We start from the raw sequence: 25,564 nt of genomic DNA, 5'->3' as shown, positions 1-25,564 counted from the left end.
TCTGACCCCAGCGCGAGACAACGGTAGCGCCGGGCCATGCCCGGCGCCCCCATCAGGGCACTTACAGCCCGCTCGACGCCTTCACCGCATCTTCGTGCAGCGACTCGTTCAGCTCATCCACCACGGTGGTCCATGCCGCATCGGCCTGCAGCGACTCGGACAGGAACTGGCGCTGGGCATCATTCCAGTACGGCGCCTCGACCACTTCGACGTCGGTGGCCAGCTGGTGCTCGCGGATGAAGCGGGCGATGCCCTCGGCGCTGGCGTCCAGGCCCAGCTGCAGGAACAGGTTGGTCATGCGCGGTTCGGTGGTGATCATCGTCGATTCCGGATGGACAAGGGGATGGCCCATTATCGGTGTAGACGGCCTTGGGGAAAGCCCCGTGGCAGACGTCTACAGCAGGACGACCCTCCTGGCATTCCCCCATGAACGCACACATCGCTCCCGAAGACAGCCGCAGCCTGCGGCTCAAGGCCGCCACCCGCGACAGCCACGGTGCGCTGGACAAGCGCATCATGGCCGGTGACATCTTCGCCGATCGCAGCAACTTCGCCCGTTTCCTGCGCGTGCAGTATCGCTTCCACCGCAGCATCGATGCGCTGTATGCCAACCCTGCGCTGGGCGCACTGCTGCCCGATCTGGGCGCGCGCCGCCGACTGAGACAGGTCGCGCGCGACCTGCAGGATCTGGAGCAGACGCTCCCGGGCGCGGACATCGACGCGCTGCCCTCGGACCTCGCGCTGCCGACTGCGTTGGGTTGGCTGTACGTGGCCGAAGGCTCCAATCTGGGCGGCACCATCCTGTACAAGATGGCGGCCAAGCTCGGCCTGAACCGTGATTTCGGCGCCCGCCACCTGGCCGCCCATCCCGATGGCGCAGCGCGCCACTGGCGCGAGTTCACCGCTGCGCTGGACGCGGTGCCGCTGAGTGCCGAGCAGGACCAGCAGGTGATCGATGCAGCCGACGCTGCGTTCCGCAGCGTGCATCGCCACGTCGAAGTGGAATTCGCCTGATGCGCGGCGCGCGCCCACAGGTGCAGCGCTGATGCGCTGGCTCTGGTTCGCGCTGGGCTGGCTGATGGTCGGCCTCGGGGTGATCGGCGCATTGCTGCCAGTCATGCCGACCACCATCTTCCTGATCCTCGCGGTGGGCTGCTTCGCGCGCAGCTCGCCGAAGTTCGAGCAGCGCCTGCTGGCGCATCCACGCTACGGCCCGTCGCTGCGGCTGTGGCGCGAGCAGGGCGCCGTGTCGGGCAAGGGCAAGGCGTTTGCCAGCGCAGGCATGGCAGCGGGCTTTGCCCTGTACTGCTGGGGCGCGCATCCGTCGTGGCGCCTGTTGCTTGGCGTGGGCCTGTTCTTTGCCGCCAGCGCCGGTTACGTGCTCAGCCGGCCGGCACCGCGACCGGAGCCCAATCCGGTCGTGGAAGTGGACGACGCCAACGATCCTCGCGCGGCCCGCCGCCGCGCCGCATCCCCCGATACCGCTGGAACCCGAGACGATGCTGCCTGCTGACCGGGCCCGGGCGGTGGCCGCCATCGGGGTCGGATCCCTTTCCGCAGGAAAGGGATCCGACCCTGTCAAGCCTGCCATCCGCGCGTCGCGTGGATCTACAGCAGCGGCACCAGCAGCAGCGCCACGATGTTGATGATCTTGATCAGCGGGTTGATCGCCGGGCCGGCGGTGTCCTTGTACGGGTCACCAACAGTGTCGCCGGTCACCGCGGCCTTGTGCGCTTCGCTGCCCTTGCCACCGAAGTGGCCATCCTCGATGTATTTCTTGGCATTGTCCCAGGCGCCGCCGCCGGTGGTCATCGAAATGGCCACGAACAGGCCGGTGACGATCGTGCCGATGAGCAGGCCGCCCAGTGCGCGCGGCCCCAGCAGCAGGCCGACCACTACCGGCACGGCGACCGGCAACAGCGAGGGCACGATCATTTCGCGGATCGCTGAGCGGGTCAGCATGTCCACCGCCTTGTCGTACTGCGGCTTGCCGGTGCCCTGCATGATGCCGGGGATCTCGCGGAACTGGCGGCGCACTTCTTCCACCACTGCGCCTGCCGCGCGGCCGACCGCTTCCATCGCCATCGCACCGAACAGGTAGGGAATCAGGCCGCCGATCAACAGGCCGATGATCACCGTGTGGTCGCTGAGATCGAAGCGGAATTCCTGGCCGGGATTGGCTGCCTGCAGGTTGTGGGTGTAGTCGGCGAACAGCACCAGTGCCGCCAGCGCCGCCGAGCCGATCGCATAGCCCTTGGTCACGGCCTTGGTGGTGTTGCCCACCGCATCCAGTGGATCGGTGATGTCGCGGATCTCCGAAGGCAGCTCGGCCATTTCGGCGATGCCACCGGCGTTGTCGGTGATCGGGCCGTAGGCATCGAGGGCGACGATCATCCCTGCCATCGACAGCATGGCGGTTGCGGCAATGGCGATGCCGTAAAGGCCGCCCAGTGCGAATGCGCCCCAGATCGCCGCACACACCGCCACCACCGGCAGCGCGGTGGATTTCATCGAGATGCCGAGGCCGGCAATGATGTTGGTGCCGTGGCCGGTGGTCGAGGCCTGCGCCACGTGCTGCACCGGCTTGTACTGGGTGCCGGTGTAGTACTCGGTGATCCACACGATCAGGCCGGTCAGGACCAGGCCGATCAGCGCGCAGCCATACAGCGCCGTCGGTCCATGCACGTTGTCGGACATCAGTCCGGTGGTGATCGGGTAGAAGGCGATGGCGGCCAGCACGCCGGAAACGATCACGCCCTTGTACAGCGCGCCCATGATCGAGCCGCCGGGCTTCACCTTGACGAACAGCGCGCCGATGATCGAAGCGATGATTGACACGCCGCCCAGTACCAGCGGATACAGCACGGCATTGGCACCGGCTTCGGCCAGCATCAGGCTGCCCAGCAGCATGGTGGCGATGACGGTCACTGCATAGGTTTCAAAGAGGTCGGCCGCCATGCCGGCGCAGTCGCCGACGTTGTCACCGACGTTGTCGGCGATCACCGCCGGGTTGCGCGGATCGTCTTCGGGAATGCCGGCTTCGACCTTGCCGACCAGGTCGGCGCCGACGTCGGCACCCTTGGTGAAGATGCCACCGCCCAATCGCGCGAAGATCGAGATCAGCGAAGAGCCGAAGGCCAGGCCGACCAGCGCGTGCAGCGCCTGTGCCATCGGCAGGCCCATGCGCAGCAGCAGTGCGTAGTAGCCGGCCACGCCCAGCAGGCCCAGCCCGACCACCAGCATGCCGGTGATCGCGCCGCCGCGGAAGGCGACGTCCATCGCCGCGCTGATGCCATGGCGCGCCGCCTCTGCGGTACGCACGTTGGCGCGTACGGACACGTTCATGCCGATGTAGCCGGCCGCGCCGGACAGCACCGCGCCGACCGCGAAGCCGATCGCGGTGTACCAGCTGAGGAAGACGCCGACCAGCACGAACAGCACCACGCCGGCCACGCCGATGGTCAGGTACTGGCGGTTGAGGTAGGCACGCGCACCTTCCTGGATCGCGGTGGCGATCGCGATCATGCGCGCATTGCCGGTGGGTTGGCGCAGGATCCAGCGCGCCGAGACGATTCCGAACAGGATCGCGAGAATGGCGCAGCCCAGCGCCAGTGACAGCCCGTGACGTTCCAGCATTAGACCCCTCCGCAGAATGGATGTAGGCATCCAGTGGCGATGAACGGCACCAAGAGGGGGACGACGGGCTGCAGCCTGGAACCAACCCGTACCGACCTTGGCGGTCGTCCGACGTATGGCGGTGTTCAGCATTCCCTGGTGCCTGCAGTATGCGTGCCGCCACTTGTAGAGTCGAGCCATGCTCGACTGGTTCCTGGGAGCCGCGGCGCATGCCGTCGGGCCCTGGGCATGATTGGCGAGCCAACGGCCTTTGCACCCCGTTAAGGCAGCCTCTGCAAGCCTGCGCACAGCCCCGTAGGAGATCCCCCATGCGCCTGTCCCTGTTGATGCTTGCCGCCCTGGTCCCGGCCGCACCGGCCTTTGCTGCGGAAACGCCGGAACTGCAGCGTGCGGTCGGTGCGCCGCAGGCGGTGGGCGCGGTGCATACGCTGCGGCAGATCCCCGAGGCCTGCGCGCGGCTGGAAGGTGCGTTCACCGGTGATGCCGCCGCGCCATATCGCTTCTCCGCCGTCCGGACCAGCGAGCAATGCCAGCCACGCGCGCGCTTCGTCGATTACAGCAAGGCGCAGCCGAGTGCCGACAAGGGCTGGAAGCTCAATGATGTGATCCGCGTGCCCAATGCCGCGTGCCCGGCGCAGCAGGCGGTGGTCCGGGTGTGGCGCCTGCCGTCGAGCCACAAGGTCGAGCTGGACGGGCAGGGCCAATCGCGCATTTATCTGGAAGAGGCGAAGAAGCAGGCCGCCGCCGGCCAGATTCCGCAGGTGACGATGTTCGCCGCGCAGTTGCAGATGGAAGGCAAGGCTTGCAATTGAGATGGCGCGGGCGCTGCGCCCACGCCGTCATTCACGCGTGGTAGTGCCGGCCGCTGGCCGGCATCCGGCTGATCAATCCGCCAGCATTGCCCCCCGCGCCACCAGCAGCTCGCGCAATGCCTTGCGGTGGCAGTGCGCTTCATCCTCGCAGTAGCAGCCCACACTGATGTCGCTGTGTTGTGACATCGCGGCCAGAAGGTCCAGCGCGTGGGTGGCATCGGGCGCCTTCATCTCGGCCTTGTAATGGCGAAAGAAGGCGGTCCAATCGGTCGCCGTCGTTGCCTCATGTGCCCGCTTCACCAGCTCCGCGCTGGGTGACAGGGTCGGAAACCAGACGTCGTACCAGTCCTGTCGGGCGAACTCGCTGCGCGGCACGCCGCGCGGCGGCCGCCGCACCGTGCCGATGCGCAGTCCCTCGCCGGGCTGGCGCGGCGTACCGAGTCGAACAACACGCAGTGCCATGATGACCTCCATGAAAAGGGGACGGAGGGGATTAAGTCGTATCCGACCCACTGCTGATGCTGTTGGAGATGACAGAGGGGCGTATGCGACTTAATCCCCTCCGTCCCCTTTTTCAGGTCAGCCTTCGAAGGCCGGCAGCTTCTGCTTCACCGCCACGTTCTTCAGGGTGACGTACTTCGGCAGGCCATCGGTGCCATAGGGAAGCGGTGCTTCGCCCTTGATCAGTGGTGACAGGTAGGCGCGTGCCCTGGCCGTGATGCCGAAGCCATCGCGGCGGATGAAACCAGCCGGCATCTTCTTCTCGTGATTGGCGATCTTCGACAGCGGCGCGGCTTCGATCTTCCAGCGATAGGGTGCATCGCTGCTGCGCACGATCACCGGCATCACGCCATTCTGGCCCTTCAGTGCCAGCTGCACCGCGGCCTTGCCCACTGCCTGCGCCTGCTCCCAGTCGGTCCTGCTGGCCAGGTGGCGGGCCGAGCGCTGCAGGTAATCGGGCAGTGCCCAGTGCACCTTCAGGCCCAGCTGATCCTTGACCCGGCCGGCCAGGTGCGCCGCCACGCCCCCGAGCTGCGAATGACCGAACGAGTCCTTGCCACCGCCGGCATCGGCAACGAAGCGGCCATCGGCGGTGGCAATGCCTTCCGACGCCACCACCACGCAGTAGCCGACGCGCTCGACCACGGCTTTCACCTTGGCCAGGAACGTGGCCTCGTCGTAGGCGCGTTCGGGCAGCAGGATGATGTGCGGCGCTTCGTCATCACCGTTGCCGGCCAGGCCGGCGGCGGCGGCCAGCCAGCCGGCGTGGCGGCCCATCGCTTCGTAGATGAAGACACGGGTGGAGGTTTCGGCCATCGCCGCCACGTCCAGTGCTGCTTCGCGCACCGAGACCGCGGTGTACTTGGCGGCGGAGCCGAAGCCGGGGCACGTGTCGGTAACGGCAAGGTCGTTGTCGATGGTCTTGGGCACGCCGATACAGGTCAGGTCGTAGCCGGAGGCCTTGGCCAGCTGCGAGACCTTCAGTGCGGTGTCGGCCGAGTCGTTGCCGCCGTTGTAGAGGAACCAGCGCACGTCGTGGGCCTGCAGCACCTCCAGCAGGCGGTCATAGCGGGCGCGGTCGGCGTCCAGCGATTTCAGCTTGACCCGGCACGAGCCGAAGGCGCCGCCCGGGGTATGGGCGAGGGCGCGGATCGCGGCGGCACTCTCCCTGCTGGTGTCGATCAGCTCCTCGCGCAGCGCGCCGAGGATGCCGTTGCGGGCGGCCAGGACCTTGATGCCCTTGGCCCGGGCCTGCTCGATCACCGCTGCCGCCGTGGCATTGATGACGGCGGTGACACCGCCGGACTGGGCATAAAGGAGAGTACCGTTGCGCATGCTTCTACCTGCTCGGGGGAGGGGACATTGCAGGGACATTACCCGGATGCGGTAAAGTGGCGCTATTGCGGTGCAGCGATACCGGACCGTCCGGGACGCGAACTTTCTTTGTTTTCAACACGTTGGAGTCAGGTCAATGCGATTGGTTCTGTTGGGACCGCCCGGTTCGGGCAAGGGGACACAGGCGACGCGCCTGAAGGAAAAGCTGGGGATCGCCCACATTTCGACCGGTGACATGCTGCGCGCGGAAATCGCCGCCGGCACGGAGCTGGGCAAGCAGGCCAAGACGGTGATGGATGCCGGCAACCTGGTGTCGGACGACATCCTGCTGGGCATGCTGGAGTCGCGCCTGACCCAGGCTGATGTCGCCAAGGGCTTCATCCTCGATGGTTACCCGCGCAATGTGGCCCAGGCCAATGCGATGGATGGCCTGCTGGCCAAGATCGGCCAGCCGCTGGACGCGGTGGTGCAGCTGGATGTGCCCACCGAGCTGCTGGTCGACCGCATCGCCGGCCGCGCCAAGGAGCAGGGCCGCGCTGATGACAACCCGGAAGCGGTGCGCCAGCGCCTGCAGGTCTACAACGACCAGACCGCCCCGGTGGTCGATTTCTACGCCGGCCGTGGCACCCTGGCCCGCGTCGATGGCGTCGGTGAGCTGGACGAGATCGAAGCCCGCATCCTGGCAGCGATCAAGGCCTGATCCGGCGGGGCCGGCATGCTTCCGGTCCTTCGGGCGCAAAAAACACAGGCCTGGTCCGCGAGGATCAGGCCTGTGTCGTTTGATAGGCGCCAGCGAAGGGCTTGCTCAGGGCCCCGCAGTATGAGCTCCCTTGGGGATGGCCTCTTGGGGAGTAGGACCGGTTCGGGTACTGCGGCTGGCAGTTCGAATTGTGTCCGGGTTCACAGAACATCGCTATCGGGAATTCCCTGACAGCTGATTGGAGTTTTCTCACATCCCGTGTAGGGGTTGTCTTACCCGATAGCGGACATTGGCCCTATACAGCCGTCATCGGTCACAATCCTCGGTCATGAGCAGCGTACATATCCTTGCAATTGCCGGCACCTTCATGGGCGGCGTGGCCGCCCTGGCGCGGGAACTTGGGCATTCCGTCAGCGGCAGCGACCAGGCCATCTACCCGCCGATGTCGACCCAGCTCGAACAGCTGGGCATCACACTGGACCAGGGCTACCGTGCCGACAGCGTGCCGGCCGGCACCGACGAGGTGGTGATCGGCAACGCGCTGTCGCGCGGCAATGCCGCCGTGGAAGCCGTGCTCAATGCCGGCCAGCGCTATATCTCCGGCGCGCAGTGGCTGTCCGAGCAGGTGCTGCCGGGCCGCGATACGCTGGCCGTGGCCGGTACCCACGGCAAGACCACCACCACCACCATCCTCACCTGGCTGCTGGAAAGTGCAGGCCGCTCGCCGGGCTTCCTGATCGGCGGTGTCGCCGAGGATTTCGGTGTCTCCGCCCGCCTGGGCCAGGGCCGCGAGTTCGTGGTCGAGGCCGATGAGTACGACACGGCCTTCTTCGACAAGCGCAGCAAGTTCGTGCACTACCGGCCGCTGGTGGCCATCCTCAACAACCTTGAGTACGACCATGCCGACATCTTCCCGGACGTGGCCGCGATCCAGCGCCAGTTCCACCATCTGGTGCGTACCGTACCCGCACGTGGCCGGCTGATCGTCAACGGCGAGGATCAGTACCTGGCCGAAGTGCTGGCGATGGGCTGCTGGACCCCGGTCGAGCGCTTCGGCTTCGATCCGGCGCTGGAATGGCATGCCGAGCTGCTGGCTGCCGACGGCAGCGCGTTCCGCGTGCATCATCGTGGGCAGGCGCTGGGTGATGTGCAGTGGTCGCTGCTGGGCCGCCACAACGTGCTCAACGGTCTGGCCGCGCTGGCCGCCGCGCACGCGGTAGGCGTGGCCCCGGCCGACGTGATCCCGGCGCTGGCGCGCTTCCGCAGCGTCAAGCGCCGCATGGAAGTGATCGGCAGCCATGACGGCATCACCGTCTACGACGATTTCGCCCACCATCCGACTGCGATCGCCACCACGCTGGAGGGCCTGCGTTCCAAGGTGGGTGATGCGCGCATCGTGGTCGCGATGGAGCCGCGCAGCAACTCGATGCGGCTGGGCGCACATGCGCAGGCGCTGGCTCCCTCGCTGGCGCTGGCCGATGAAGTGGTGTTCCTGCATCGCCCTGAACTGGCCTGGGATGCTGCGGCGGTGATCGCCGCGGTGCGTGGCGAAGCCCACGCGGTGCCCGATACCGACGCATTGCTGGCGCAGCTGCAGGCCAGCGCGCGCAGCGGTGACCACGTGGTATTCATGTCCAACGGTGGCTTCGACGGTGCCCCGCGCCGCTTCCTCGCCGCGCTGCAGGCCCGATGAGCGGCGACGGCTCGCTGCCGCTGTTCCCGCTGCACACCGCGCTGGTACCGGGTGCAGCGGTAGGCCTGCGCGTGTTCGAGCGGCGCTATCTGGACCTGGTCCGCGACAGCGGCCGCAGTGGTGAGGGATTTGGCGTCTGCCTGATCCTCGAGGGCGAGGAGGTCGGCGCACCGGCGACACCGGCCGCCTTTGGCGTGCAGGTACGCATCGAAGACTTCGATGTCGGCGCCGACGGCGTGCTGCAGCTGCGCCTGCGCGGTACCCGTCGCTTCCATGTCGAGCGCACCCGCGTGCGCGACAACGGCCTGGTGGTGGCTGATGTGCGCTGGTGCGAGGAAGACCCCGATGACGAACTGCGGCCGCAGCATGCACTGCTGGCCACGGTGCTGGGGCACATCATCGAGCAGGCCGGCGAGGCCTATGCGCCGGCCAATCCGGCGCTGCTGGACCAGGCCAGCTGGGTCGGCTGGCGGCTGGCCGAGCTGCTGCCGCTGAGCGAGCAGCAGCGCCTTCAGCTGCTGCAGATGGACGACCCGCACCAGCGATTGCAGCAGCTGCTGGGCTGGATGCCGTAGCAGCCATCCACGCGTCTCGTGGATCTACCTCCGCCGGGCATGGCCCGGCGCTACCCGTCCGTGTTCCGGTAGCGCCGGGCCATGCCCGGCGGCTCCATCACGGTGTGGTCTTCAGCCGCAGCACCGGCAACCCGGTTTCGCTGTGCACGTCCTCGCGCTGCGGCAGGTCCTGCACGGCGTCCTTCACGGCATTCAATGCCGGGTCGACGCCACGCAGCGGGTGCCACATGCCGATCCACTCGAAATGGCGTTCGTAGCGCAGGGTCTGTGCACTGCCCAGCCACAGCGGCGTGTTGCCCGGCTGCAACTGCGCAGGGGCCGGCCACAGGCGCAGTACGTAGCGCTCATCACGGTGTGTACCCGGGCGTACCATCAACAGCGCTTCCACGCGGGTTTCCAACGTCGCCGGCAGCACCGGCAGTTCATCGGCGCCGGTGTTCTTGTCCAGCATCAGCAGCGCCTGCTGCCAGCCAGCCTGCTCCTGCCGCTTCCAGCCGCGCGCTTCCAGTTGCGCCTGCAGCGGTGCCAGCGGACCGGCCACCTGCACGTCCAGCGGCCAGCGCTGGTCGTCATCGAACTCGTTGCGGCGCGCCGGCAGTGTCGCCCAGTCGTGCTGCCACCAGGCCTGCGTGTCCATTGCCTGCGGGGCCGGCAAGGTCGGCTCGAAGCGTTCCAGCTTCACCGGGATGTTGCGCGGTGCGTACCACATCGCGGCGACGGCGAAGACGCCGTAGAACAGCCATGCCACCGGCTTCACCCAGAACGAGCGGTTGAAGCGGCGGCGGTAGGCGATGCCCAGCACCAGCAGCCAGAACGTGCCGAACAGCATGCCGCCGATTACATCGCTCAGCCAATGCGCGCCCAGGTACAGGCGCGAGAAACCGATCAGGCTGACCACGATGCCCGACACCAGGTACGGCCAGACGCGGGTGCGGCCGGGCATCTCGCGGGCGATCAGCACTGCGAAGAAGCCGAAGGTGATGGTGGCCATCGTCACCGACACCGACGGGAAGCCGAAGCCGCTGCTGGCGTCGACCGGGCGCACAACATCGACGGTAGCGCCGAGCAGCATGGTCAGCGCCAGGCCGAAGGCCAGCGCGGCCAGCCAGTGCGCGGCCGCCATCCAGCGCCGGCGCCAGACCAGGTAGCCCATCGCCGCCGCAGTGGCCGGCAGCAGTACCTGCCAGGCGCCCAGTGAGGCCAGCGCGGCCATCGGGTAATCGGCCAGCGGGTTGCGCAGCGCCAGCATGGCTTGGTGCACCAGCAGGTCGATCGCCAGCGGTTCCCCGTGCGCGACCACCACGGTCAGCAGCGCGAACCAGCCCCAGCCCAGCACCAGCAGCATCAGCGCCAGCATCGCCAGCGGCACCGACTCGCGCCGCTTCGGGTCCAGCACACCGACGGTGTAGCGGCCCAGCGTCGGATGGCGGTTGGACCAGTCAAGCAGGCGTGCCAGCCAGTTGTCCATCCGCGCGGCCGACCAGCGGTAGCCGTACAGCACGATGGCCCAGACCAGGCCGAGGATCACCGCCAGCAGGCCGACCACCACCACCAGCCGACCGGCTACCGCGGCCACCGCGTCATAGGCCTCGCCAAGAATCCAGCCCGGGGCCAGGAACAGCACCGCCCATGAAATGCTGGCGATGCCACTGGCCTGCACATAGCGGCTGGCTGGCATCTTCATCATGCCCGCGATGGCGGGCACGAACGGCCGGATCGCGCCGACGTAGCGTGCCACCAGGATGCTCTTGAAGGCATTGCGGCGGAACAGGTTTTCGCCGCGGTCGAGCAGCTGCGGGTAACGGCTGAAGGGCCACACGCCACGCAGGCGGTCACCCCAGCGGCGCCCGATCCAGTAACTGATGCCATCACCGGCGAACGCGCCCAGTGCGGCTGCGGCCACCGCGTACGGCCCGGAGATCTGGCCCAGGCCGATGAACACGCCTACCGCGAACAGCAGCGGCAGGGCCGGCACGATGGCACCGAGAATGATCACCGCATCGCAGAAGGCGATGAGGAAGATAACGGCACCCGCCAGCACGGGGTGAGCGGCAATCCACGCGAGCGTGGCGTCGATCCATGAAGAGTCCATTGCCCGATTATAGGGGCGTGAAGGTGACTGGTTCCCAGCCGCTTGGTGACCGTTTGCAACCGGCGCCATCGCCTAGAATGGGCCCATGCCGCATACGCCAGACACGCCACCGCATGCTTTGAAGGCCGACAGCTTCGGTCGCATCCTCCGTGTGGAAGGGCCGGCCGGCCCCTTCGTACGCCGTGACCTGGGCGCCACGCCGCTGTGGTTGCGGCTGCCGGCCTGGTGGCTGGCCCGCCGCGAAGCGCGCGCGCTGCGCCATATCCACGGCATGGCCGATGTGCCGCAGCTGCTGGCGTGGAATGGGCATCATCTCGACCGCAGTTTCATGGCCGGCGACGCCATGTACCAGCGCCCACCGCGTGGCGACCTGGCCTGGTTCCGCGCCGCGCGTCGGCTGCTGCAGCAGCTGCATCGGCGCGGCGTGGCCCACAACGACCTGGCCAAGGAAGCCAACTGGCTGGTGACCGAAGACGGCCGCCCGGCATTGATCGATTTCCAGCTGGCAGTGATCGGCAACCCGCGCTCGCGCTGGATGCGCCTGCTGGCCCGCGAGGACCTGCGCCACCTGCTCAAGCACAAGCGCATGTATTGCCGCGAGTCGCTCACCCCGGTGGAGAAGCGGGTGCTCAAGCGCACCTCGTGGGTGCGCGAACTGTGGTTCGCCACCGGCAAGCCGGTCTACCGCTTCGTCACCCGCCGCATCCTGCATTGGGAAGACAACGAGGGGCAGGGGCCGAAGCCGTGAGCTCTGCGCAGGTGGTGACCGGCCCGCCAAGCGCGCGCAGTGTCCTGCGCCCACAGCTGGCCGGCGCCGACTTCGTGCATGCCTGCCAGGCAACGACCCATCGTGATGGACGCTCGGCCTTGCAGGCCTATCGCGATATGGCCGCGACCATTCCCGGCTGGTTCGATGGGCTGATGGCGCTGCGCAATCGCGGCATGCGCCTGCTCGGCATGAAGCACCTGGGCTCGTTGCGCGCGGTGCAGGACATCGCGCAGCCGCATCCGGGGCAACGGCTGGGCATCTTCACCCTGCAGTCGCTGGATGACGATGCCATCGTGCTGGAAGACGACGATCGCCACCTGCGTGTGCAGCTGGCCCTGCAGTGGCACGGCGACGTGCTGGAAGTGGCAACGGTGGTGCATACGCACAACGCGTTCGGGCGCGTGTACATGCTGCCGGTTGCACCCGTGCATCGGCTGATCGTGCCGCATCTGCTGAGGAAGCAGGTGCAGGGGTACCGGTAGATCCACGCGATGCGTGGATGCGCCGGGGAGAACCGTATTGTAGAGCCGAGCCCTGCTCGGCTGCATTCAATGAGCCGAGCATGGCTCGGCTCTACAGAGGCTTGTGACCTTACGGCGTCGCCGGCACTACCTGCTGGCCAATGAAGTTGCGCTTGGCGTCGAAGTCATAGGCGATCTGCAACTGTCCCACATCCGGGCAGGCGTGGCAGTCACGCAGCGGCGTGCGGTACAGCAGGCGGATGCCGCCGTTCTCCAGCGGCGTGGCCCCGGCCGACTGCGCCGGTGCGAACGGCGTGGCCTGCGGGTGGTCCTTCAGCAGGGCCTGCACGGCGGGGTCGGCACGCAGGGTGTCGTCCAGCTGCACGGCATCCACATCGATGCGCTTGCCGGTGGCGTCGACCAGGCGGGTGCCCTCGTTGGTGTTGGCGCGGAACGGATACTCGACCGTGGCAATGCCCAGGCCTTCGTTCTCGTGCCAGGCCGTCACGTAGGCCAGCTCGCCGCCGGTGGACAGCTGTTCGGCGGCGGTGATCGCATCGGCGCTGGCGCCGCCGGCGCGCATCGCATCGCGCAGGCAATCACGCGTAGCCGCATTCTCGCCCTGGCGGCAGGCGTTGAGGTCGCCATCCCAGACCACCGCCTCGCTCCAGCGCAGCTTGCCGTCCGCGGCGGCTTTTTCTGCGCTGGGCGTGTCACCGGCCGACGGTTCCTTGCCGGGTTCCGGCGAACGGCCCTGGCAGGCGGTCAGCAGGGCAAGCCCCAGGGCAGGCAGCAACAGGCGGGAACGGCGCATGGCGTGGACCTCGTGCGTTGACTGGAGGCGCCAGTATCGTCAAGGCCGGGTGAACTCCACGTCGGCGCGGCATACTAGCGGCTCATTGCATACGCTGGAGTGTGGAACGTGGGCAGTCTGCAGGGCAAAACGCTTTTCATCACGGGTGCCTCGCGTGGCATCGGCCTGGCCATCGCACTGCGCGCTGCGCGTGACGGCGCCAACGTGGCGATCGCGGCCAAGTCGGCGGTGCCGAACCCAAAGCTGCCGGGCACCATCCATACCGCAGCCGAAGCCGTTACCGCGGCCGGCGGCCAGGGGCTGGCGCTGAAGTGCGATATCCGCGAGGAAGAGCAGGTGCAGGCCGCGGTTGCGGCCACGGTCGACACCTTTGGGGGCATCGACATCCTGATCAACAACGCCAGCGCGATCTGGCTGCGTGGCACGCTGGATACGCCGATGAAACGCTTCGACCTGATGCAGCAGGTCAATTCGCGCGGCAGTTTCCTGTGCGCGCAGGCCTGCCTGCCGTACCTGCTGCAGGCGCCGAATCCGCACATCCTGACCCTGGCGCCGCCGCCGAGCCTGGAACCAAAGTGGTGGGGCGCGCATACCGGCTACACGCTGGCGAAGATGGGCATGAGCTTCGTCACGCTCGGCCTGGCCGCGGAATTCGGCCCGCAGGGTGTGGCGGTGAACGCGCTGTGGCCGCGCACGGTGATCGCCACCGATGCAATCAACATGATTCCGGGCGTGGATGCAGCGGGCTGCCGTACGCCGCAGATCATGGCCGACGCCGCGCATGCGGTGCTGGTGCGCGAGGCGGCGGGTTTCCACGGCCAGTTCCTGATCGACGATGAAGTGCTGGCACAGGCCGGCGTCAGCGATCTGTCCGGCTATGCCGTGGACCCGTCGCGGTCGTTGTTGCCGGATCTGTTCCTGGACTGAGTGCTACGTTGCGCAAGGGCCGAGGGCTGCGGCCCTCGGCCTGCTGCGCTAGAATGCAGGGCTGTAATCGTTTTCAACAGGGATGTGAACACATGACACGTACGCTTTCCATCGCGGCGCTGGCCGCTTCGCTGTCGCTTGTCCTGGCCGCCTGCGGTGGCAAGGCCCCTGCAACCGCTGGCGGCGCCGGCGCCGCAGGCACGCCGGAGGTCAACACGGTGCCGTCGGACGCACAGCAGCAGTTGACTGCGAAGCTCAACGCCTACATCGGCTGCTTCAACGCGCTTGATTCGAAGACGCACGACAGCCTCCAGTCCTATACGCGCTGGATCAAGGACGTCGAGACCGGCCCGAGCGGGCGCGAGACACAGGTGTACGGTCCGTTCGAGATCAGCGATTACGACATGAAGCAGTGCGATGGCCCGGTGACCGAGGCGACGGCTGCCAAGCCGGCGCTGGCCGAACTGGATGCTGCTGCCAGCCATTATCAGCAGGCGCTGAAGGCGCTGGTGCCGATCAGCAAGGAGGCGCACGACTACTACGATCGCCAGGACTACGAAGACGACCAGTTTGCCAAGGGCAAGCAACTGCACGCGCCCTTGATGGCCGCATTCAAGGACTTCGTGGCTGCCAGCGAAACGTTCAACGCCGAGCTGGAGCGCCAGAATGACGCTGCCCAGCGCGAGCAGCTCAAGGTACTGGAACAGGCCGAGGGGCGAACGCGCGAGTACTACCGTCTGGCGATGATGCTGGAAGCCAAAGCGATCGTGGAGCTGATGAGCCAGGACGACTTTGATCCGGCCCAAGCGCGTGAACGACTCGACGCCTTCAACCGTGTTTCCGACGAGGCGCATGCCAAGGTGGCCGATCAGGAGCCGGGCAAGCTGGACTGGAACAGCTTCGAGCGCGAAGCCGAGAACTTCCGTCGGGAAGGCAAGGAGCGGCTGCAGCGGGTCAGCAGCAAGACGCCCTACAGCGATTTCGAACGGCGCATGCTGGATTCGCCCTCGATGGCGCCACGCGGCTCGGCCAGCAAGCTGATGCAGGAATACAACTCGCTGGTTTTCCAGAGCAACCGCCAGTAAGCGGGAAGCTCAACGCTTCATTTTTGTCGCGATTGAGCAGGTTGATTGCGGCATGACACACCCTGCAGCCCCGAATACCAGCACCTTGCCGAGGTGCTGGAGCGCGCGCTCGCGCCATGCATGACGATGCCTGCAGTTTTCACTGGTGCAAGGAACTGATTTGAACGCATCCACACGCCTGATTCCTGTTCTCCTGCTCTGCGCGCTGGCCGGCTGCAACAACCCGGCCGGGCTGGCTGTCGCCGATCCCGGGTTGGAAAAGGTGAACGCCTATATCGAGTGCTACAACGGCGTCGAACAGCCCATCCACGAGGGTTTCCAGACCTACACCGGTTGGATGAAGGATCCCGAAGCCGGTCCAACCGGCAAGGAAGCGCAGCCGCGCTCACCTGGCAAGGTGTTGTCGCACCGGGTCGAGTACTGCGGCCAGCCGTTGAGCGAGGCGCTGGCAAAGACCCCGGCGACGTCGCTGGATGCGCCCGCGCGGCAGTACCAGCAGGCGTTCCTGGCGCTGAACACCCTGATCGAGCGCGCCGATGGCTATTTCACCCGCGAGGACTATCGTCGCGATGGTGGTGAAGGGATGCGCAGCCAGCATGCCCCGCTGATGCAGGCCTATGCTGATTTCTTCAAGGCCAGCGAGGCGATGGATGCGGCGCTGGAAAAGAACGAGAACGATCGCCGCGCCGCCCAGCTGAAGCAGATCGAGGAAAGCGAAGGCCGCTCGCTGGCCTATTACCACCTGCGCCTTGTCGGCGATGGCAAGCAGCTGGCGATGGCGTTCCAGGGCGAGGCACCGGACGTTGCGGTGTTGCGCGGCCAGCTGGCCGACTATCAGGCGCTGGTGACGGAAATCCAGAACGGTGGTGTCGGCAAGGACGACCCGATGTGGGGCCATGTGCAGCGCTCGGCCGACAAGCTGGTGCGTACCGCCGGGCGCGGAGTCGAGCGCCTGGAACAGGGCAAGCCGATCACCGCCGATGCGCTGGCCGCCGAGCGCAAGGCGTCGGGCAGCTGGCTCACCACCGACCCTGAAGGCGCACAGTCGACGATTCTGGATGCCTACAACGACCTGGTGACCACCAGCAACCGCATGCGCTGAGGGCGATCCACGCGGGGCGTGGATCTGCCCACGGTAGCGCCGGGCCATGCCCGGCGCGCACCCTGTTGGTCCGGTAGTGCCGGCCGTTGGCCGGCATGTGCCTCAATGGCTGAACGCATCCGGCAGCTGGCCACCACACTTGCGGCAGTGCCGCGCATCGGGTTCATGCCCCTCGAGCCCGCAATGCGGGCAGCCGCGGGCATCGCGGCGCGCGGCCAGTTCGGCTTCGCGCATGGTGCTGGCCAGTTCGGCGGTGTAGATGCCGGTCGGCACGGCGATGATGCTGTAGCCGATCAGGATCAGCACCGAGGTGACGAAGCGGCCAAGCACGGTCTGCGGCACGATGTCGCCGAAGCCGACCGTGGCCATGGTCACCACCGCCCAGTACATGCTGGCCGGGATGTTGGTGAAGCCGTGTTCGGGGCCCTCGATCACGTACATCAACGCGCCGGCGATGATGGTGATGGTGATCACCGTGAACAGGAACACCAGCACCTTGCGGCGGCTGCGCCACAGCGACGTCATCAGCACGCCGCTTTCCTCGATGTAGCGGGTCAGCTTGAGGATGCGGAACACCCGCAGGATGCGCAGCGCACGCACCACCAGCAGGCTCTGCGCGCCGGGGATGAACATCGACAGGTAGGCGGGCAGGATCGACAGCAGGTCGATGATGCCCCAGATGCTCACCGCGTAGCGCAGCGGGCGCTTGACCACCGCCAGGCGCAGCAGGTACTCGGCGGTGAAGATGATGGTGAAGCCCCATTCCAGGATGTACAGGCCGGTGGACCACTCGGCATGCAGGTGCTGCACGCTGTCGATCATCACCACCAGGATGCTGGCGACGATCGCCACCACCAGGATCAGGTCGAAGTTGCGCGAGGGCCGCGAGTCATGGCGGTAGATGATGTCGAACCACCGACGGCGCCAGCCGGTCTCGGTGGCGGGGTTGAGCTGGGGGGCGGAAAACGGTCGCATGGGCGCATTGTGCCGCAGGGGCTCCGGCGCGAGAATGGGCGTTCCTGAACCCTGCCGACTGCCATGACCACCGCGACCGATCCGCTGATCTCCCTTTCGCACTATTACCTGCCGGTCTACAAGCCCCGTCAGGTGGTACTGGAGCGAGGGCAGGGCGCCCGCGTGTGGGACAGCCAGGGGCGTGAGTTCATCGACCTGGCTGCGGGTATCGCCGTGTGCGGCCTGGGCCACAACGATCCGGACCTGGTGGCCGCGCTGGTCGAGCAGGCCGGCAGGCTCTGGCACACCAGCAATGTGTTCTACAGCGCACCGCCGCTGCACCTGGCCGAGGAGCTGGTGAAGGCCAGCCGCTTCGCCGAGCGCGTGTTCCTGTGCAATTCCGGCGCCGAAGCCAACGAAGTGGCGATCAAGATGGTCCGCAAGTGGGCCTCTAGCCAGGGCCGTCCCGCCGACAAGCGGGTGATCATCACTTTCCGTGGCAGCTTCCACGGCCGCACGATGGGCGCGGTGACCGCCACCGCCCAGCCGAAGTACCAGGAAGGCTACGAGCCGCTGCCCGGTGGCTTCCGCTACATCGATTTCAACGATGAGGTGCAGCTGGAAACCGCGATGGCCGCCGGCGACGTGGCGGCGGTGATGCTGGAGCCCATCCAGGGCGAGGGCGGCGTGATGCCGGCCAAGTCCGGTTTCCTCAAGCGCGTGCGCGAGCTGTGCGACCAGCACAACGCACTGCTGGTGCTGGACGAGATCCAGGCCGGCATGGGCCGCACCGGCACGCTGTTCGCGCACTGGCAGGATGATGTGGTGCCGGACATGGTCACCCTGGCCAAGGCACTCGGTGGCGGCTTCCCGATCGGCGCGATGCTGGCCGGCCCGAAGGTGGCCGAGACCATGCAGTTCGGCGCGCACGGCACCACCTTCGGCGGCAACCCGCTGGCCGCCGCGGTGGCCCGCGTGGCACTGCGCAAGCTGGCCTCGGCGGAGATCGCCGCCAATGTCAGCCGCCAGTCGAAGGCGCTGCGCGATGGCTTTGCCCGCATCAACGACGAGTTTGGTGTGTTCAGCGACGTGCGTGGCCGCGGCCTGATGCTGGGCGCGGTGCTGGGCAAGGACTTCGCCGGCCAGGCCGGGGCGATCCTCGACCATGCCGCCGAGCACGGCCTGCTGACCCTGCAGGCCGGCCCGGACGTGCTGCGCTTCGTGCCGTCGCTGAGCATCACCGACGAAGAAGTGGCCGAAGGCCTCAAGCGCCTGCGCGCAGCGATTGCGGCGTTCATCGCCGCGCGCTGAAGCCGGCAGAGGCATCTGTAGAGCCGAGCCTACGCTCGGCTCCACAGTGGTTCACGCAATCCGATAGCGCTTCAACACCTTGCCCAATCCACGGCCATCGCGCACGGTTTCCGCGTGCAGGCCGGCGGCGCGTGCGCCGCGCACATTGGCGAACAGGTCATCGACGAACAGCGTGCGCGAAGGCGCCACGCCGAGGGCCTCAAGCGTGCGCAGGAAGACCTCCGGTGCGGGTTTGCGCAGGCCGAAATCGGCGCTGCAGAACACGCGGCCCTGCAGCGCAGGGAAAAGTTCCGGCAGCAGGATCGGCAACGCCTGCTGCATCAGCGCACCGTTGTTGGTCAGCACTGCCATCGGCAGCTGCAGGGCCTGCAGCCGCTGCAACACGGCAGCCTGCGGATGGCTGGCGGCCCGCCGCGCGGCAGTCCATGCAGCTATATCGACAGTCGTGCCCAGACGCTCCCCCAGCTGCGCGAGATAGGCCGGGCCATCCAGCGTGCCGTTGTCATGCGCCGCTTCCAGTCCGCTGTCATACAGCGCGGCCTGTACGGCCTGCGTCGGAACCTGCAGTGCCTGGGCCAGGTGCAGCACGCGCTGCGCGCGCTGGTACTGCACCAGCACGCCATCCACATCCAGCAGCAACAGATCGATCCGCATCGGCCGAGCATGCCATTGCAGTGAACTCTCGGGAAACCCTGGAGCAGCCATGCGACAGACGGTCGCAGCCGGGGGCGCAGGCGGGTGCCTAGAATGGCGCTTGAATCCGCAGGAGAGGCAACGATGAAGGCTTGGTGGGTGGCAGTGGGACTGGGCGCGCTGATGCTGGCGCCGTCGGCGATGGCGCGGGTGTGTGCGGTGAGCATCGACAGCACCGACCAGATGAGCTTCAGCACTCGCGAGATCAAGCTTGCCGCCGACTGCACTGCCGTGGACCTGACCCTGCGCCATACCGGCAAGCTCGCCGCTACCGCGATGGGCCATAACTGGGTGCTGACCCGCACTGCCGACTACCAGCCGGTGGCACTGGCAGGCATGCGCATGACCCTGGCCGACAGCTACCTGCCGAAGGCCGACAAGCGCGTGCTGGCGCACACCAAAGTAATTGGTGGTGGCGAGACCACGCGCGTGCGCTTTCCCACCCAGGGCCTGCAGAAGGGCGGCGACTACACTTTCTTCTGCTCGTTCCCCGGCCACTTCGCGATGATGAAGGGCAAGTTCGTCTTCGGTTGAAAAAAGGGGACGGAGGGGATTAAGTCGTTTATGCACAAACGACTTAATCCCCTCCGTCCCCTTTTTTTGCGATCAGCCCTTGGCGGCCTTGAATGCCACGCGTGCAGCGGCGAGGGTGGCCTCGATCACGGCATCGTCGTGCGCGCTGGACAGGAAACCGGCCTCGTACGCCGACGGCGCCAGGAACACGCCCTGCTCCAGCATCGCGTGGAAGAAGCGGTTGAACGCTGGGATGTCACAGGCAGTGGCCTGCGCATAGGTCTCCACCTTTTCGTCGGTGAAGAACAGACCGAACATCGCGCCCACGCGGGTGGTGGTCACCGCCACGCCGGCTTCGGCGGCGGCCGCTTCCAGGCCGGAGCACAGGCGTGCGGTGCGCTCGGCCAGGTCGGCGTGGAAACCCGGCTGCTGGATCAGCTCCAGCATCGCCAGGCCAGCGGCCATCGCCACCGGGTTGCCGCTCAGCGTGCCAGCCTGGTAGATCGGGCCGGCCGGGGCGATCTGCTGCATCAGCTCGCGGCGACCGCCGTACGCACCCACCGGCATGCCGCCGCCGATGATCTTGCCGAACGTGGTCAGGTCCGGGGTGATGCCGTAGTGCGCCTGCGCACCGCCGAGGGCGACGCGGAAGCCGGTCATCACTTCGTCGAAGATCAGCAGCGCGCCGTGTTTCGTGCACAGTTCGCGCAGGTGCTGCAGGTAGCCCTCGCGCGGCGGGATGCAGTTGGCGTTGCCGACCACCGGTTCGATGATCAGGCCGGCGATGTCATCGCCCTGCTGCTCGAACAGCGCAGTGGCCGCTTCGAAGTCGTTGTAGGGCAGGGTCAGGGTCAGTTCGCTCAGCCCGGCCGGGACGCCCGGCGAGGTCGGCACGCCCAGGGTCAGCATGCCGCTGCCGGCCTTGACCAGGAACGAGTCGCCGTGGCCGTGGTAGCAGCCTTCGAACTTGACGATGCGGTTGCGGCCGGTGGCGCCACGCGCCAGGCGGATCGCCGACAGGGTGGCCTCGGTGCCGGAGTTGACCATGCGCACCATCTCGCACGACGGCACCAGGCGGGTGATGGTCTCGGCCATGGTCACCTCGGCCGCGCATGGCGCGCCGAATGACAGGCCGTTGTCGATCGCCTTCTTCACCGCCTGGCGTACCGCCGGGTGGTTGTGGCCGACGATCATCGGGCCCCAGGAGCCGACGTAGTCGATGTAGCGGTTGCCGTCGACGTCGTACAGGTAGGCGCCGTCGGCGCGCTCGACGAAGAACGGTTCGCCGCCGACCGACTTGAACGCGCGCACCGGCGAATTGACGCCGCCCGGCAACAGCTGCTGGGCGCGGGAGAACAGGGCGTGGGACTGGTCGTGGTTCATGGGGGAATATCCTGGGCGTTACGCGAACTGGGCGAGGAAGGCGCGCTGGGTCGCGACCGGGTCTTCGGCGGCGAACACGCTGCTGACCACGGCGACCAGATCGGCACCGGCGTCGATGATGGGACCGACATTGTCCGGCGTCAGCCCGCCGATCGCCACCCGCGGCACGCCCAGTGCGGCGCTTTGCCGCAGCAGGTCGGTATGGGCGCGGCTGGTGGTGATCTTGGTGGTGGTCGGGAAAAACGCGCCGAAGGCCACGTAGCTGGCGCCGGCGGCCACGGCCCTCTCGGCATTGGCCAGCTGGTCATAGCAGGAGGCGCCGATGATGGCCTCGGGGCCGAGCAGGGCGCGCGCGCTGGGGATGTCGCCGTCGGTGCCGCCCAGGTGCACGCCCGCCGCGCCCACGGCCTTGGCCAGCGCCGGGTCATCGTTGACGATCAGCGGCACGCCGTGGTCCGCACACAGTGCCTGCAGCGCGGTGGCCTGCTCCCGCCGCAGCGCGTCGCTTGCGGTCTTGTTGCGGTACTGCAGCCAGGTGGCGCCGGCGGCCAGCAAGGGTGCGGTACGGGCCAGCAGGCGTGCGGTATCGGGCTCGTCCGGGGTGATCAGGTAGACGCCGCGGGGCGCCGGGGAAGCAGAAGTCATCGATGGCTACCGGTGAGTGGACCGCGATGGGACAATGGCGGCCCGTGAATCCAGTCCTGATTATCCGATGAGCGATGCCACCCCCACCACCTTGCGCACCTGGATGTGCGTGGTTTGCGGCTTCCTGTACAGCGAAGCAGAAGGCTTGCCGGACGAAGGCATCGCGCCAGGGACGCGCTGGGAGGACATTCCCGAGACCTGGACCTGCCCGGATTGCGGGGTGACCAAGGCTGATTTCGAGATGGTCGAGGTCGATTGACTGGAGGGCCACCCGGCCCATCCGGTGGGTGTGGACCGTTGGTCCACACACCGACTCCCTCAATGCAGCCGCGGCATCGGCCCGCCGAGGTCGATCAGCTTCTCGCGCAGCCATTGCGCATCGCTGGCTTCCGGGTTGCGCTTCAGGTACTGGCCCAGATCGTGCCGGGCACCGGCCAGGTACTCCAGCTGCAGGTAGGCCAGGCCGCGGTCGCGCAGCGCATCGTCCTGCTCCGGGGCCAGCTTCAGCAGGCGGTCGGCACTGCGCGCGGCGCGGTCCCACTCGCCGGCTTCGGCATACACGCCGTGCAGGTTGCGCAGCATGCGCATCAGGATCGCGCGCGCGGGCGCCGGGTCGAGGATCTGCGCCAGCACCTGGTCGTCGGGCATCTGCCCGCCCAGGTGTGACTTGGCCCGCTCGCGCAGTTCGTCCACGTCCAGCGGTCGGCCACCGTTGAACGGGTCCATCACCAGCACGCCGTCGTCCACCGGCAGGCGCACCAGGAAGTGGCCGGGGAACGACACGCCATCGAGCGGAATACCCAGCCGGCGCGCGACTTCCATCTGCACCAGCGCCAGCGAGATCGGGTTGCCCAGGCGGCGCTCGAATACCTGGTTGAGGTAGCTGTTGCGCGGGTCGTAGTACTTGTCGTGGTCGCCGCTGTAGCCCAGCTCGTCGAACAGGTGGCGGTTGATCGCCGCCATCTTCAGCGGGCTGTTGTCGATGCTCTCCACTTCCGAGCGGAGGTGCTCGACATGGCTCTGGATCAGCGCGTCGTAGGTGGACGGCTGCAGATCGGGGTATTCATCGCGCGCGATCAGCAGCGCGGTCGGCAACAGTGGCAGCGCCTCGTCTTCGAGGTCGGCCAGGGCATCCCAGTCGGGGAGTGTGATCCGGTCCTGCATGGCCACAGACTGGCGTCATTCGCAGGCGGTTTCAAGCGGTATCGCGTGAAAAATTCAGGGGTCAGATGCCTTTCGCGAGCGAATGGGATCTGACCCCTGCAGGGTTGCCGGCCAGCGGCCGGCACTACCGCGGGCAGAACCCTGTTACTCGATGCCCGGACCGAATTTCAGCTCCGTGCCGTCCTTGAGCTGCAGCTTCTCGGCCTGGCCGGCGTTGAGTTCCAGTACATAACGCGCCGGGCCGCCGCTGGGGTAGGGCGGGCACATGTCGCCGGCCGAGCACGGCGGTACGTCGCGCTGCTGGCTGACCAGCCTGCGCTGGCTGTCGAAGTACAGGATGTCCAGCGCGATCCTGGTGTTCTTCATCCAGTACGCCTGCATTTCCTCGCGGTCGTGGATGAACAGCATGCCGTGGTCGGCCGCCATCTGGTCGCGGAACATCAGCCCGCGCGCGCGGGTTTCATCGTTGGTGGCCAGCTCGACCTGGTAGCGGGCGCCGTCCAGCTCGACCCAATGGCGGGCCGCGTCGGTGGCGCAGCCGGCCAGGGCCAGCAGCGGAAGCATCAGCAGCGAACGCAACAGCGACATCGTCAGGCTCCTTCGGAAGGGTCAGAGCACGACCGGCGGCTCGCCGCCGACGATCACCACATCGGCGCGACGGCGGGCGAACAGGCCGACGCAGACCACGCCCGGCAGCTGGTTGAGCTCGCGCTCCAGCTTTTCCGGATCGGTGATCTGGAGGTTGTGGATGTCCAGGATCTGGTTGCCGTTGTCGGTGACCACGCCCTCGCGCCAGGTCGGCTGGCCGCCGGTCATGTCGCGGATCTGGCGGGCGACCAGGCTGCGCGCCATCGGGATCACTTCCACCGGCAGCGGGAACTTGCCCAGCACCGGCACCTGCTTGCTCGGGTCGACGATGCAGATGAAGCGCTCGCTGGCCTCGGCGATGATCTTCTCGCGGGTCAGCGCGGCACCGCCGCCCTTGATCAGGCACTTGTTGGCGTCGCACTCATCGGCGCCGTCCACGTACAGCGACAGGTTGCCGCTGTGGTTCAGCTCGATCACCTCGATGCCGTGCTGCTTCAGGCGCGCGGTGCTCTGCTCGGAGCTGGATACGGCGCCCTTGATGCGGTGCTGGATGCGGGCCAGGGCATCGATGAAATAGGCGACGGTGGAACCGGTGCCGACACCGACGATCATGCCGTCTTCTACGTACTCGATGGCTTTCTCGGCGGCCAGGCGCTTGGCTTCGGACATGGGAGAACTCTCAGGCAGGGAATCAGGATTTCTTTTCCAGCGACAGCAGCAGCTTCCACTGCGCGGCGGTCACCGGGAACACCGACAGGCGATTGCCCTTGGCAACCAGCGGGAAGCCCTCGCCCAGCTCGTCAGCGTGCAGCTTGATCTCGTCCAGCGCGATCACCTGCTTGAGCTTGCGGTCGAAGGCCACGTCCACCAGCATCCAGCGCGGGTTCTCGCGCGTGCTCTTGGGATCGTGGTAGTCGGATTTCGGGTCGAACTGGGTATCGTCCGGGTAGGCTGGGCTGGCGACGGTGGCCAGGCCGACGATGCCGGGCACCTTGGTGTTGGAGTGGTAGAACAGGATGCCGTCGCCCACCTGCATGCCATCGCGCATGAAATTGCGCGCCTGGTAGTTGCGCACCCCGTTCCAGGGTTCGACCTTGACCTTGGCCAGGTCATCGATGGAGAAGGCGTCCGGTTCGGACTTCATCAGCCAGTAGCGCTTGCGGGCGGTCATGCGTTCACGGGGGCAGCGGAGGGGAACAGGGTGCCGTCTTCGGTGCAGATCGCATCCACCGGCACGTCCCACGACGCCACCGGCAAGGACTCGACCTGCTGCACCGCGAACGCAGCACCGACCAGCCAGGGCGGCGCCGGCCGGTCGTGGCGGAAGGCGAAGCTGCGATCATACCAGCCGCCCCCCATGCCCAGCCGGCGGCACTGTGCGTCGAAACCCACCAATGGGGTCACGACCAGCGCCATCCGTTCCGGTTCCAAGGTGTCTTCCACGGCCACGTCCGGCTCGGGGATGCCGTAACGGTTGCTGGTCAGCGGCTGACCGGGCCGCCACGGTGCGAAGCGCAGCGTGTCGCCGGCCAGCACCGGTAGGCAGTAGGTGAGCCCTTCGGGCAGCTGCAGCTGCCAGCGATGCAGGGCGATTTCGCCATCCAGCGCCCAGTAGCCGGCCACCGCGCCTTCGCGCGGGGCGAACGGCAGGGCGAGCAGGGCATCGGCAAGCGATTCGGCGGCGGCGATGCGCTCACCAGCGTTAAGGTCACGGCGGCGTTGCCGCAGGTCGTGGCGCAAGGCCTGGCGCGGGTCGGTCATGGCAGCGTGCGGCAAGGATCAGCCGCCATTGTGCCGGAAAGAACAAGGGC

Annotated in this window: 29 protein-coding genes; 14 read left to right on the top strand and 15 right to left on the bottom strand. The window is 67.2% G+C overall.

Features of this window, described 5'->3' with window-relative positions; translation table 11 throughout:
* Positions 1-61: 61 nt before the first annotated feature.
* Complete coding sequence (locus ACZ75I_RS16100; protein ID WP_005410930.1) at positions 62-319, bottom strand: DUF2789 domain-containing protein; 258 nt, start codon at positions 317-319, stop codon at positions 62-64.
* Positions 320-426: 107 nt separating this feature from the next.
* On the opposite strand from ACZ75I_RS16100, the gene ACZ75I_RS16095 reads away from it, so the two are divergent.
* Both ACZ75I_RS16095 and ACZ75I_RS16090 read left to right on the top strand, forming a co-directional pair.
* Positions 427-1,014 (top strand): biliverdin-producing heme oxygenase, encoded by a 588-nt coding sequence (locus ACZ75I_RS16095; RefSeq protein WP_134968685.1) that lies wholly within the window; start codon positions 427-429, stop codon positions 1,012-1,014.
* Between the two features lie 31 nt (positions 1,015-1,045).
* Complete coding sequence (locus tag ACZ75I_RS16090) at positions 1,046-1,513, top strand: YbaN family protein (RefSeq protein ID WP_180870922.1); 468 nt, start codon at positions 1,046-1,048, stop codon at positions 1,511-1,513.
* Between the two features lie 95 nt (positions 1,514-1,608).
* Here ACZ75I_RS16090 and ACZ75I_RS16085 read toward each other — a convergent pair whose 3' ends face one another.
* A complete protein-coding gene (locus tag ACZ75I_RS16085) occupies positions 1,609-3,636 on the bottom strand; it encodes a sodium-translocating pyrophosphatase (protein WP_346477029.1) in 2,028 nt (675 codons plus the stop codon).
* A 308-nt stretch (positions 3,637-3,944) separates the two neighbouring features.
* Here ACZ75I_RS16085 and ACZ75I_RS16080 point away from each other — a divergent pair, with 308 nt between their 5' ends.
* The gene (locus tag ACZ75I_RS16080) at positions 3,945-4,448 is read left to right on the top strand and encodes a hypothetical protein (RefSeq protein WP_180870918.1); all 504 of its coding nucleotides are present in this window, start codon (positions 3,945-3,947) and stop codon (positions 4,446-4,448) included.
* A gap of 72 nt (positions 4,449-4,520) precedes the next feature.
* On the opposite strand, the gene ACZ75I_RS16075 is transcribed toward ACZ75I_RS16080, so the two are convergent.
* Positions 4,521-4,910, bottom strand: coding sequence for a DUF488 domain-containing protein (locus ACZ75I_RS16075; RefSeq protein WP_180870916.1), 390 nt, complete (start codon positions 4,908-4,910; stop codon positions 4,521-4,523).
* 117 nt (positions 4,911-5,027) lie between these two features.
* On the bottom strand, positions 5,028-6,284 hold the full coding sequence (locus tag ACZ75I_RS16070) for a 6-phosphofructokinase (protein ID WP_005419049.1): 1,257 nt from the start codon (positions 6,282-6,284) through the stop codon (positions 5,028-5,030).
* 136 nt (positions 6,285-6,420) lie between these two features.
* On the opposite strand from ACZ75I_RS16070, the gene ACZ75I_RS16065 reads away from it, so the two are divergent.
* The 3 genes from ACZ75I_RS16065 (at position 6,421) to ACZ75I_RS16055 (ending at position 9,252) form a co-directional block, all read left to right on the top strand.
* Entirely contained in the window at positions 6,421-6,984 is a 564-nt protein-coding gene (locus ACZ75I_RS16065) for an adenylate kinase (protein ID WP_005419045.1), read from the top strand.
* A 328-nt stretch (positions 6,985-7,312) separates the two neighbouring features.
* Positions 7,313-8,677: a UDP-N-acetylmuramate:L-alanyl-gamma-D-glutamyl-meso-diaminopimelate ligase gene (gene mpl / locus ACZ75I_RS16060; RefSeq protein WP_472958287.1), complete on the top strand. Its 1,365-nt coding sequence runs from the start codon at positions 7,313-7,315 to the stop codon at positions 8,675-8,677.
* The gene (locus tag ACZ75I_RS16055; RefSeq protein WP_005419042.1) at positions 8,674-9,252 is read left to right on the top strand and encodes an LON peptidase substrate-binding domain-containing protein; all 579 of its coding nucleotides are present in this window, start codon (positions 8,674-8,676) and stop codon (positions 9,250-9,252) included. Before mpl ends, ACZ75I_RS16055 begins: the two co-directional genes overlap by 4 nt.
* 97 nt (positions 9,253-9,349) lie before the next feature.
* On the opposite strand, the gene ACZ75I_RS16050 is transcribed toward ACZ75I_RS16055, so the two are convergent.
* On the bottom strand, positions 9,350-11,344 hold the full coding sequence (locus ACZ75I_RS16050; RefSeq protein WP_065185341.1) for a bifunctional DedA family/phosphatase PAP2 family protein: 1,995 nt from the start codon (positions 11,342-11,344) through the stop codon (positions 9,350-9,352).
* Positions 11,345-11,429: 85 nt separating this feature from the next.
* Between ACZ75I_RS16050 and ACZ75I_RS16045 the strand changes: the two genes are divergently transcribed.
* Positions 11,430-12,092 carry a serine/threonine-protein kinase gene (locus ACZ75I_RS16045; protein ID WP_049413709.1) on the top strand — a complete coding sequence of 221 codons (663 nt, stop codon included), beginning with the start codon at positions 11,430-11,432 and terminating at the stop codon, positions 12,090-12,092.
* Positions 12,089-12,595 carry a DUF2867 domain-containing protein gene (locus tag ACZ75I_RS16040; protein WP_154351376.1) on the top strand — a complete coding sequence of 169 codons (507 nt, stop codon included), beginning with the start codon at positions 12,089-12,091 and terminating at the stop codon, positions 12,593-12,595. Before ACZ75I_RS16045 ends, ACZ75I_RS16040 begins: the two co-directional genes overlap by 4 nt.
* A 109-nt stretch (positions 12,596-12,704) precedes the next feature.
* Here ACZ75I_RS16040 and ACZ75I_RS16035 read toward each other — a convergent pair whose 3' ends face one another.
* Positions 12,705-13,388 (bottom strand): hypothetical protein, encoded by a 684-nt coding sequence (locus tag ACZ75I_RS16035; protein WP_154351375.1) that lies wholly within the window; start codon positions 13,386-13,388, stop codon positions 12,705-12,707.
* Between the two features lie 108 nt (positions 13,389-13,496).
* Between ACZ75I_RS16035 and ACZ75I_RS16030 the strand changes: the two genes are divergently transcribed.
* The 3 genes from ACZ75I_RS16030 (at position 13,497) to ACZ75I_RS16020 (ending at position 16,502) form a co-directional block, all read left to right on the top strand.
* Positions 13,497-14,315: an SDR family oxidoreductase gene (locus ACZ75I_RS16030; RefSeq protein ID WP_154351374.1), complete on the top strand. Its 819-nt coding sequence runs from the start codon at positions 13,497-13,499 to the stop codon at positions 14,313-14,315.
* 92 nt (positions 14,316-14,407) lie between these two features.
* On the top strand, positions 14,408-15,400 hold the full coding sequence (locus ACZ75I_RS16025; protein ID WP_180870910.1) for a YiiG family protein: 993 nt from the start codon (positions 14,408-14,410) through the stop codon (positions 15,398-15,400).
* A gap of 160 nt (positions 15,401-15,560) precedes the next feature.
* Positions 15,561-16,502, top strand: coding sequence for a YiiG family protein (locus tag ACZ75I_RS16020; protein ID WP_180870907.1), 942 nt, complete (start codon positions 15,561-15,563; stop codon positions 16,500-16,502).
* 102 nt (positions 16,503-16,604) lie between these two features.
* On the opposite strand, the gene ACZ75I_RS16015 is transcribed toward ACZ75I_RS16020, so the two are convergent.
* Complete coding sequence (locus ACZ75I_RS16015) at positions 16,605-17,477, bottom strand: ion transporter (RefSeq protein ID WP_069139259.1); 873 nt, start codon at positions 17,475-17,477, stop codon at positions 16,605-16,607.
* Positions 17,478-17,540: 63 nt separating this feature from the next.
* Here ACZ75I_RS16015 and ACZ75I_RS16010 point away from each other — a divergent pair, with 63 nt between their 5' ends.
* On the top strand, positions 17,541-18,767 hold the full coding sequence (locus ACZ75I_RS16010) for an acetylornithine transaminase (protein ID WP_346477031.1): 1,227 nt from the start codon (positions 17,541-17,543) through the stop codon (positions 18,765-18,767).
* A 51-nt stretch (positions 18,768-18,818) separates the two neighbouring features.
* Here ACZ75I_RS16010 and ACZ75I_RS16005 read toward each other — a convergent pair whose 3' ends face one another.
* Entirely contained in the window at positions 18,819-19,421 is a 603-nt protein-coding gene (locus tag ACZ75I_RS16005) for an HAD-IA family hydrolase (protein ID WP_472958282.1), read from the bottom strand.
* A gap of 123 nt (positions 19,422-19,544) precedes the next feature.
* On the opposite strand from ACZ75I_RS16005, the gene azu reads away from it, so the two are divergent.
* Positions 19,545-19,994, top strand: coding sequence for an azurin (azu, locus tag ACZ75I_RS16000; RefSeq protein WP_472958281.1), 450 nt, complete (start codon positions 19,545-19,547; stop codon positions 19,992-19,994).
* Between the two features lie 72 nt (positions 19,995-20,066).
* Here the strand turns inward: azu and hemL are convergent, their stop codons facing one another.
* A complete protein-coding gene (gene hemL / locus ACZ75I_RS15995; protein ID WP_472958279.1) occupies positions 20,067-21,356 on the bottom strand; it encodes a glutamate-1-semialdehyde 2,1-aminomutase in 1,290 nt (429 codons plus the stop codon).
* Between the two features lie 18 nt (positions 21,357-21,374).
* On the bottom strand, positions 21,375-22,001 hold the full coding sequence (thiE, locus tag ACZ75I_RS15990) for a thiamine phosphate synthase (RefSeq protein ID WP_061480490.1): 627 nt from the start codon (positions 21,999-22,001) through the stop codon (positions 21,375-21,377).
* A 34-nt stretch (positions 22,002-22,035) separates the two neighbouring features.
* Between thiE and ACZ75I_RS15985 the strand changes: the two genes are divergently transcribed.
* Positions 22,036-22,260 carry a rubredoxin gene (locus ACZ75I_RS15985; RefSeq protein ID WP_472958278.1) on the top strand — a complete coding sequence of 75 codons (225 nt, stop codon included), beginning with the start codon at positions 22,036-22,038 and terminating at the stop codon, positions 22,258-22,260.
* Between the two features lie 59 nt (positions 22,261-22,319).
* On the opposite strand, the gene ACZ75I_RS15980 is transcribed toward ACZ75I_RS15985, so the two are convergent.
* The 5 genes from ACZ75I_RS15980 to ACZ75I_RS15960 all read right to left on the bottom strand — a co-directional run bounded on the left by ACZ75I_RS15980 (position 22,320) and on the right by ACZ75I_RS15960 (position 25,514).
* Positions 22,320-23,165: a SirB1 family protein gene (locus ACZ75I_RS15980; protein WP_049466926.1), complete on the bottom strand. Its 846-nt coding sequence runs from the start codon at positions 23,163-23,165 to the stop codon at positions 22,320-22,322.
* 144 nt (positions 23,166-23,309) lie between these two features.
* Positions 23,310-23,753 (bottom strand): DUF192 domain-containing protein, encoded by a 444-nt coding sequence (locus ACZ75I_RS15975; RefSeq protein WP_049417099.1) that lies wholly within the window; start codon positions 23,751-23,753, stop codon positions 23,310-23,312.
* Between the two features lie 21 nt (positions 23,754-23,774).
* Positions 23,775-24,422, bottom strand: coding sequence for a ribose-5-phosphate isomerase RpiA (gene rpiA, locus ACZ75I_RS15970; RefSeq protein ID WP_006389802.1), 648 nt, complete (start codon positions 24,420-24,422; stop codon positions 23,775-23,777).
* Between the two features lie 22 nt (positions 24,423-24,444).
* A complete protein-coding gene (locus ACZ75I_RS15965) occupies positions 24,445-24,924 on the bottom strand; it encodes an EVE domain-containing protein (protein WP_005419001.1) in 480 nt (159 codons plus the stop codon).
* A complete protein-coding gene (locus ACZ75I_RS15960; RefSeq protein WP_180870901.1) occupies positions 24,921-25,514 on the bottom strand; it encodes a 5-formyltetrahydrofolate cyclo-ligase in 594 nt (197 codons plus the stop codon). The genes ACZ75I_RS15965 and ACZ75I_RS15960 overlap by 4 nt, the downstream gene beginning before the upstream one ends.
* Positions 25,515-25,564: the final 50 nt, after the last annotated feature.

It is taken from the genome of Stenotrophomonas sp. X, from assembly GCF_055721025.1.
This window is presented reverse-complemented; position numbering and strand designations above follow the sequence as displayed.

What these genes read in the sequence shown, in the direction of transcription:
- ACZ75I_RS16100 (WP_005410930.1), bottom strand. Translation starts at nt 319, where the DNA reads ATGATCACCACCGAACCGCGCATGACCAACCTGTTCCTGCAGCTGGGC.
- ACZ75I_RS16095 (WP_134968685.1), top strand. Translation starts at nt 427, where the DNA reads ATGAACGCACACATCGCTCCCGAAGACAGCCGCAGCCTGCGGCTCAAG.
- ACZ75I_RS16090 (WP_180870922.1), top strand. Translation starts at nt 1,046, where the DNA reads ATGCGCTGGCTCTGGTTCGCGCTGGGCTGGCTGATGGTCGGCCTCGGG.
- ACZ75I_RS16085 (WP_346477029.1), bottom strand. Translation starts at nt 3,636, where the DNA reads ATGCTGGAACGTCACGGGCTGTCACTGGCGCTGGGCTGCGCCATTCTC.
- ACZ75I_RS16080 (WP_180870918.1), top strand. Translation starts at nt 3,945, where the DNA reads ATGCGCCTGTCCCTGTTGATGCTTGCCGCCCTGGTCCCGGCCGCACCG.
- ACZ75I_RS16075 (WP_180870916.1), bottom strand. Translation starts at nt 4,910, where the DNA reads ATGGCACTGCGTGTTGTTCGACTCGGTACGCCGCGCCAGCCCGGCGAG.
- ACZ75I_RS16070 (WP_005419049.1), bottom strand. Translation starts at nt 6,284, where the DNA reads ATGCGCAACGGTACTCTCCTTTATGCCCAGTCCGGCGGTGTCACCGCC.
- ACZ75I_RS16065 (WP_005419045.1), top strand. Translation starts at nt 6,421, where the DNA reads ATGCGATTGGTTCTGTTGGGACCGCCCGGTTCGGGCAAGGGGACACAG.
- mpl (WP_472958287.1), top strand. Translation starts at nt 7,313, where the DNA reads ATGAGCAGCGTACATATCCTTGCAATTGCCGGCACCTTCATGGGCGGC.
- ACZ75I_RS16055 (WP_005419042.1), top strand. Translation starts at nt 8,674, where the DNA reads ATGAGCGGCGACGGCTCGCTGCCGCTGTTCCCGCTGCACACCGCGCTG.
- ACZ75I_RS16050 (WP_065185341.1), bottom strand. Translation starts at nt 11,344, where the DNA reads ATGGACTCTTCATGGATCGACGCCACGCTCGCGTGGATTGCCGCTCAC.
- ACZ75I_RS16045 (WP_049413709.1), top strand. Translation starts at nt 11,430, where the DNA reads ATGCCGCATACGCCAGACACGCCACCGCATGCTTTGAAGGCCGACAGC.
- ACZ75I_RS16035 (WP_154351375.1), bottom strand. Translation starts at nt 13,388, where the DNA reads ATGCGCCGTTCCCGCCTGTTGCTGCCTGCCCTGGGGCTTGCCCTGCTG.
- ACZ75I_RS16025 (WP_180870910.1), top strand. Translation starts at nt 14,408, where the DNA reads ATGACACGTACGCTTTCCATCGCGGCGCTGGCCGCTTCGCTGTCGCTT.
- ACZ75I_RS16015 (WP_069139259.1), bottom strand. Translation starts at nt 17,477, where the DNA reads ATGCGACCGTTTTCCGCCCCCCAGCTCAACCCCGCCACCGAGACCGGC.
- ACZ75I_RS16010 (WP_346477031.1), top strand. Translation starts at nt 17,541, where the DNA reads ATGACCACCGCGACCGATCCGCTGATCTCCCTTTCGCACTATTACCTG.
- ACZ75I_RS16005 (WP_472958282.1), bottom strand. Translation starts at nt 19,421, where the DNA reads ATGCGGATCGATCTGTTGCTGCTGGATGTGGATGGCGTGCTGGTGCAG.
- azu (WP_472958281.1), top strand. Translation starts at nt 19,545, where the DNA reads ATGAAGGCTTGGTGGGTGGCAGTGGGACTGGGCGCGCTGATGCTGGCG.
- hemL (WP_472958279.1), bottom strand. Translation starts at nt 21,356, where the DNA reads ATGAACCACGACCAGTCCCACGCCCTGTTCTCCCGCGCCCAGCAGCTG.
- thiE (WP_061480490.1), bottom strand. Translation starts at nt 22,001, where the DNA reads ATGACTTCTGCTTCCCCGGCGCCCCGCGGCGTCTACCTGATCACCCCG.
- ACZ75I_RS15985 (WP_472958278.1), top strand. Translation starts at nt 22,036, where the DNA reads ATGGCGGCCCGTGAATCCAGTCCTGATTATCCGATGAGCGATGCCACC.
- ACZ75I_RS15980 (WP_049466926.1), bottom strand. Translation starts at nt 23,165, where the DNA reads ATGCAGGACCGGATCACACTCCCCGACTGGGATGCCCTGGCCGACCTC.
- ACZ75I_RS15975 (WP_049417099.1), bottom strand. Translation starts at nt 23,753, where the DNA reads ATGTCGCTGTTGCGTTCGCTGCTGATGCTTCCGCTGCTGGCCCTGGCC.
- rpiA (WP_006389802.1), bottom strand. Translation starts at nt 24,422, where the DNA reads ATGTCCGAAGCCAAGCGCCTGGCCGCCGAGAAAGCCATCGAGTACGTA.
- ACZ75I_RS15965 (WP_005419001.1), bottom strand. Translation starts at nt 24,924, where the DNA reads ATGACCGCCCGCAAGCGCTACTGGCTGATGAAGTCCGAACCGGACGCC.
- ACZ75I_RS15960 (WP_180870901.1), bottom strand. Translation starts at nt 25,514, where the DNA reads ATGACCGACCCGCGCCAGGCCTTGCGCCACGACCTGCGGCAACGCCGC.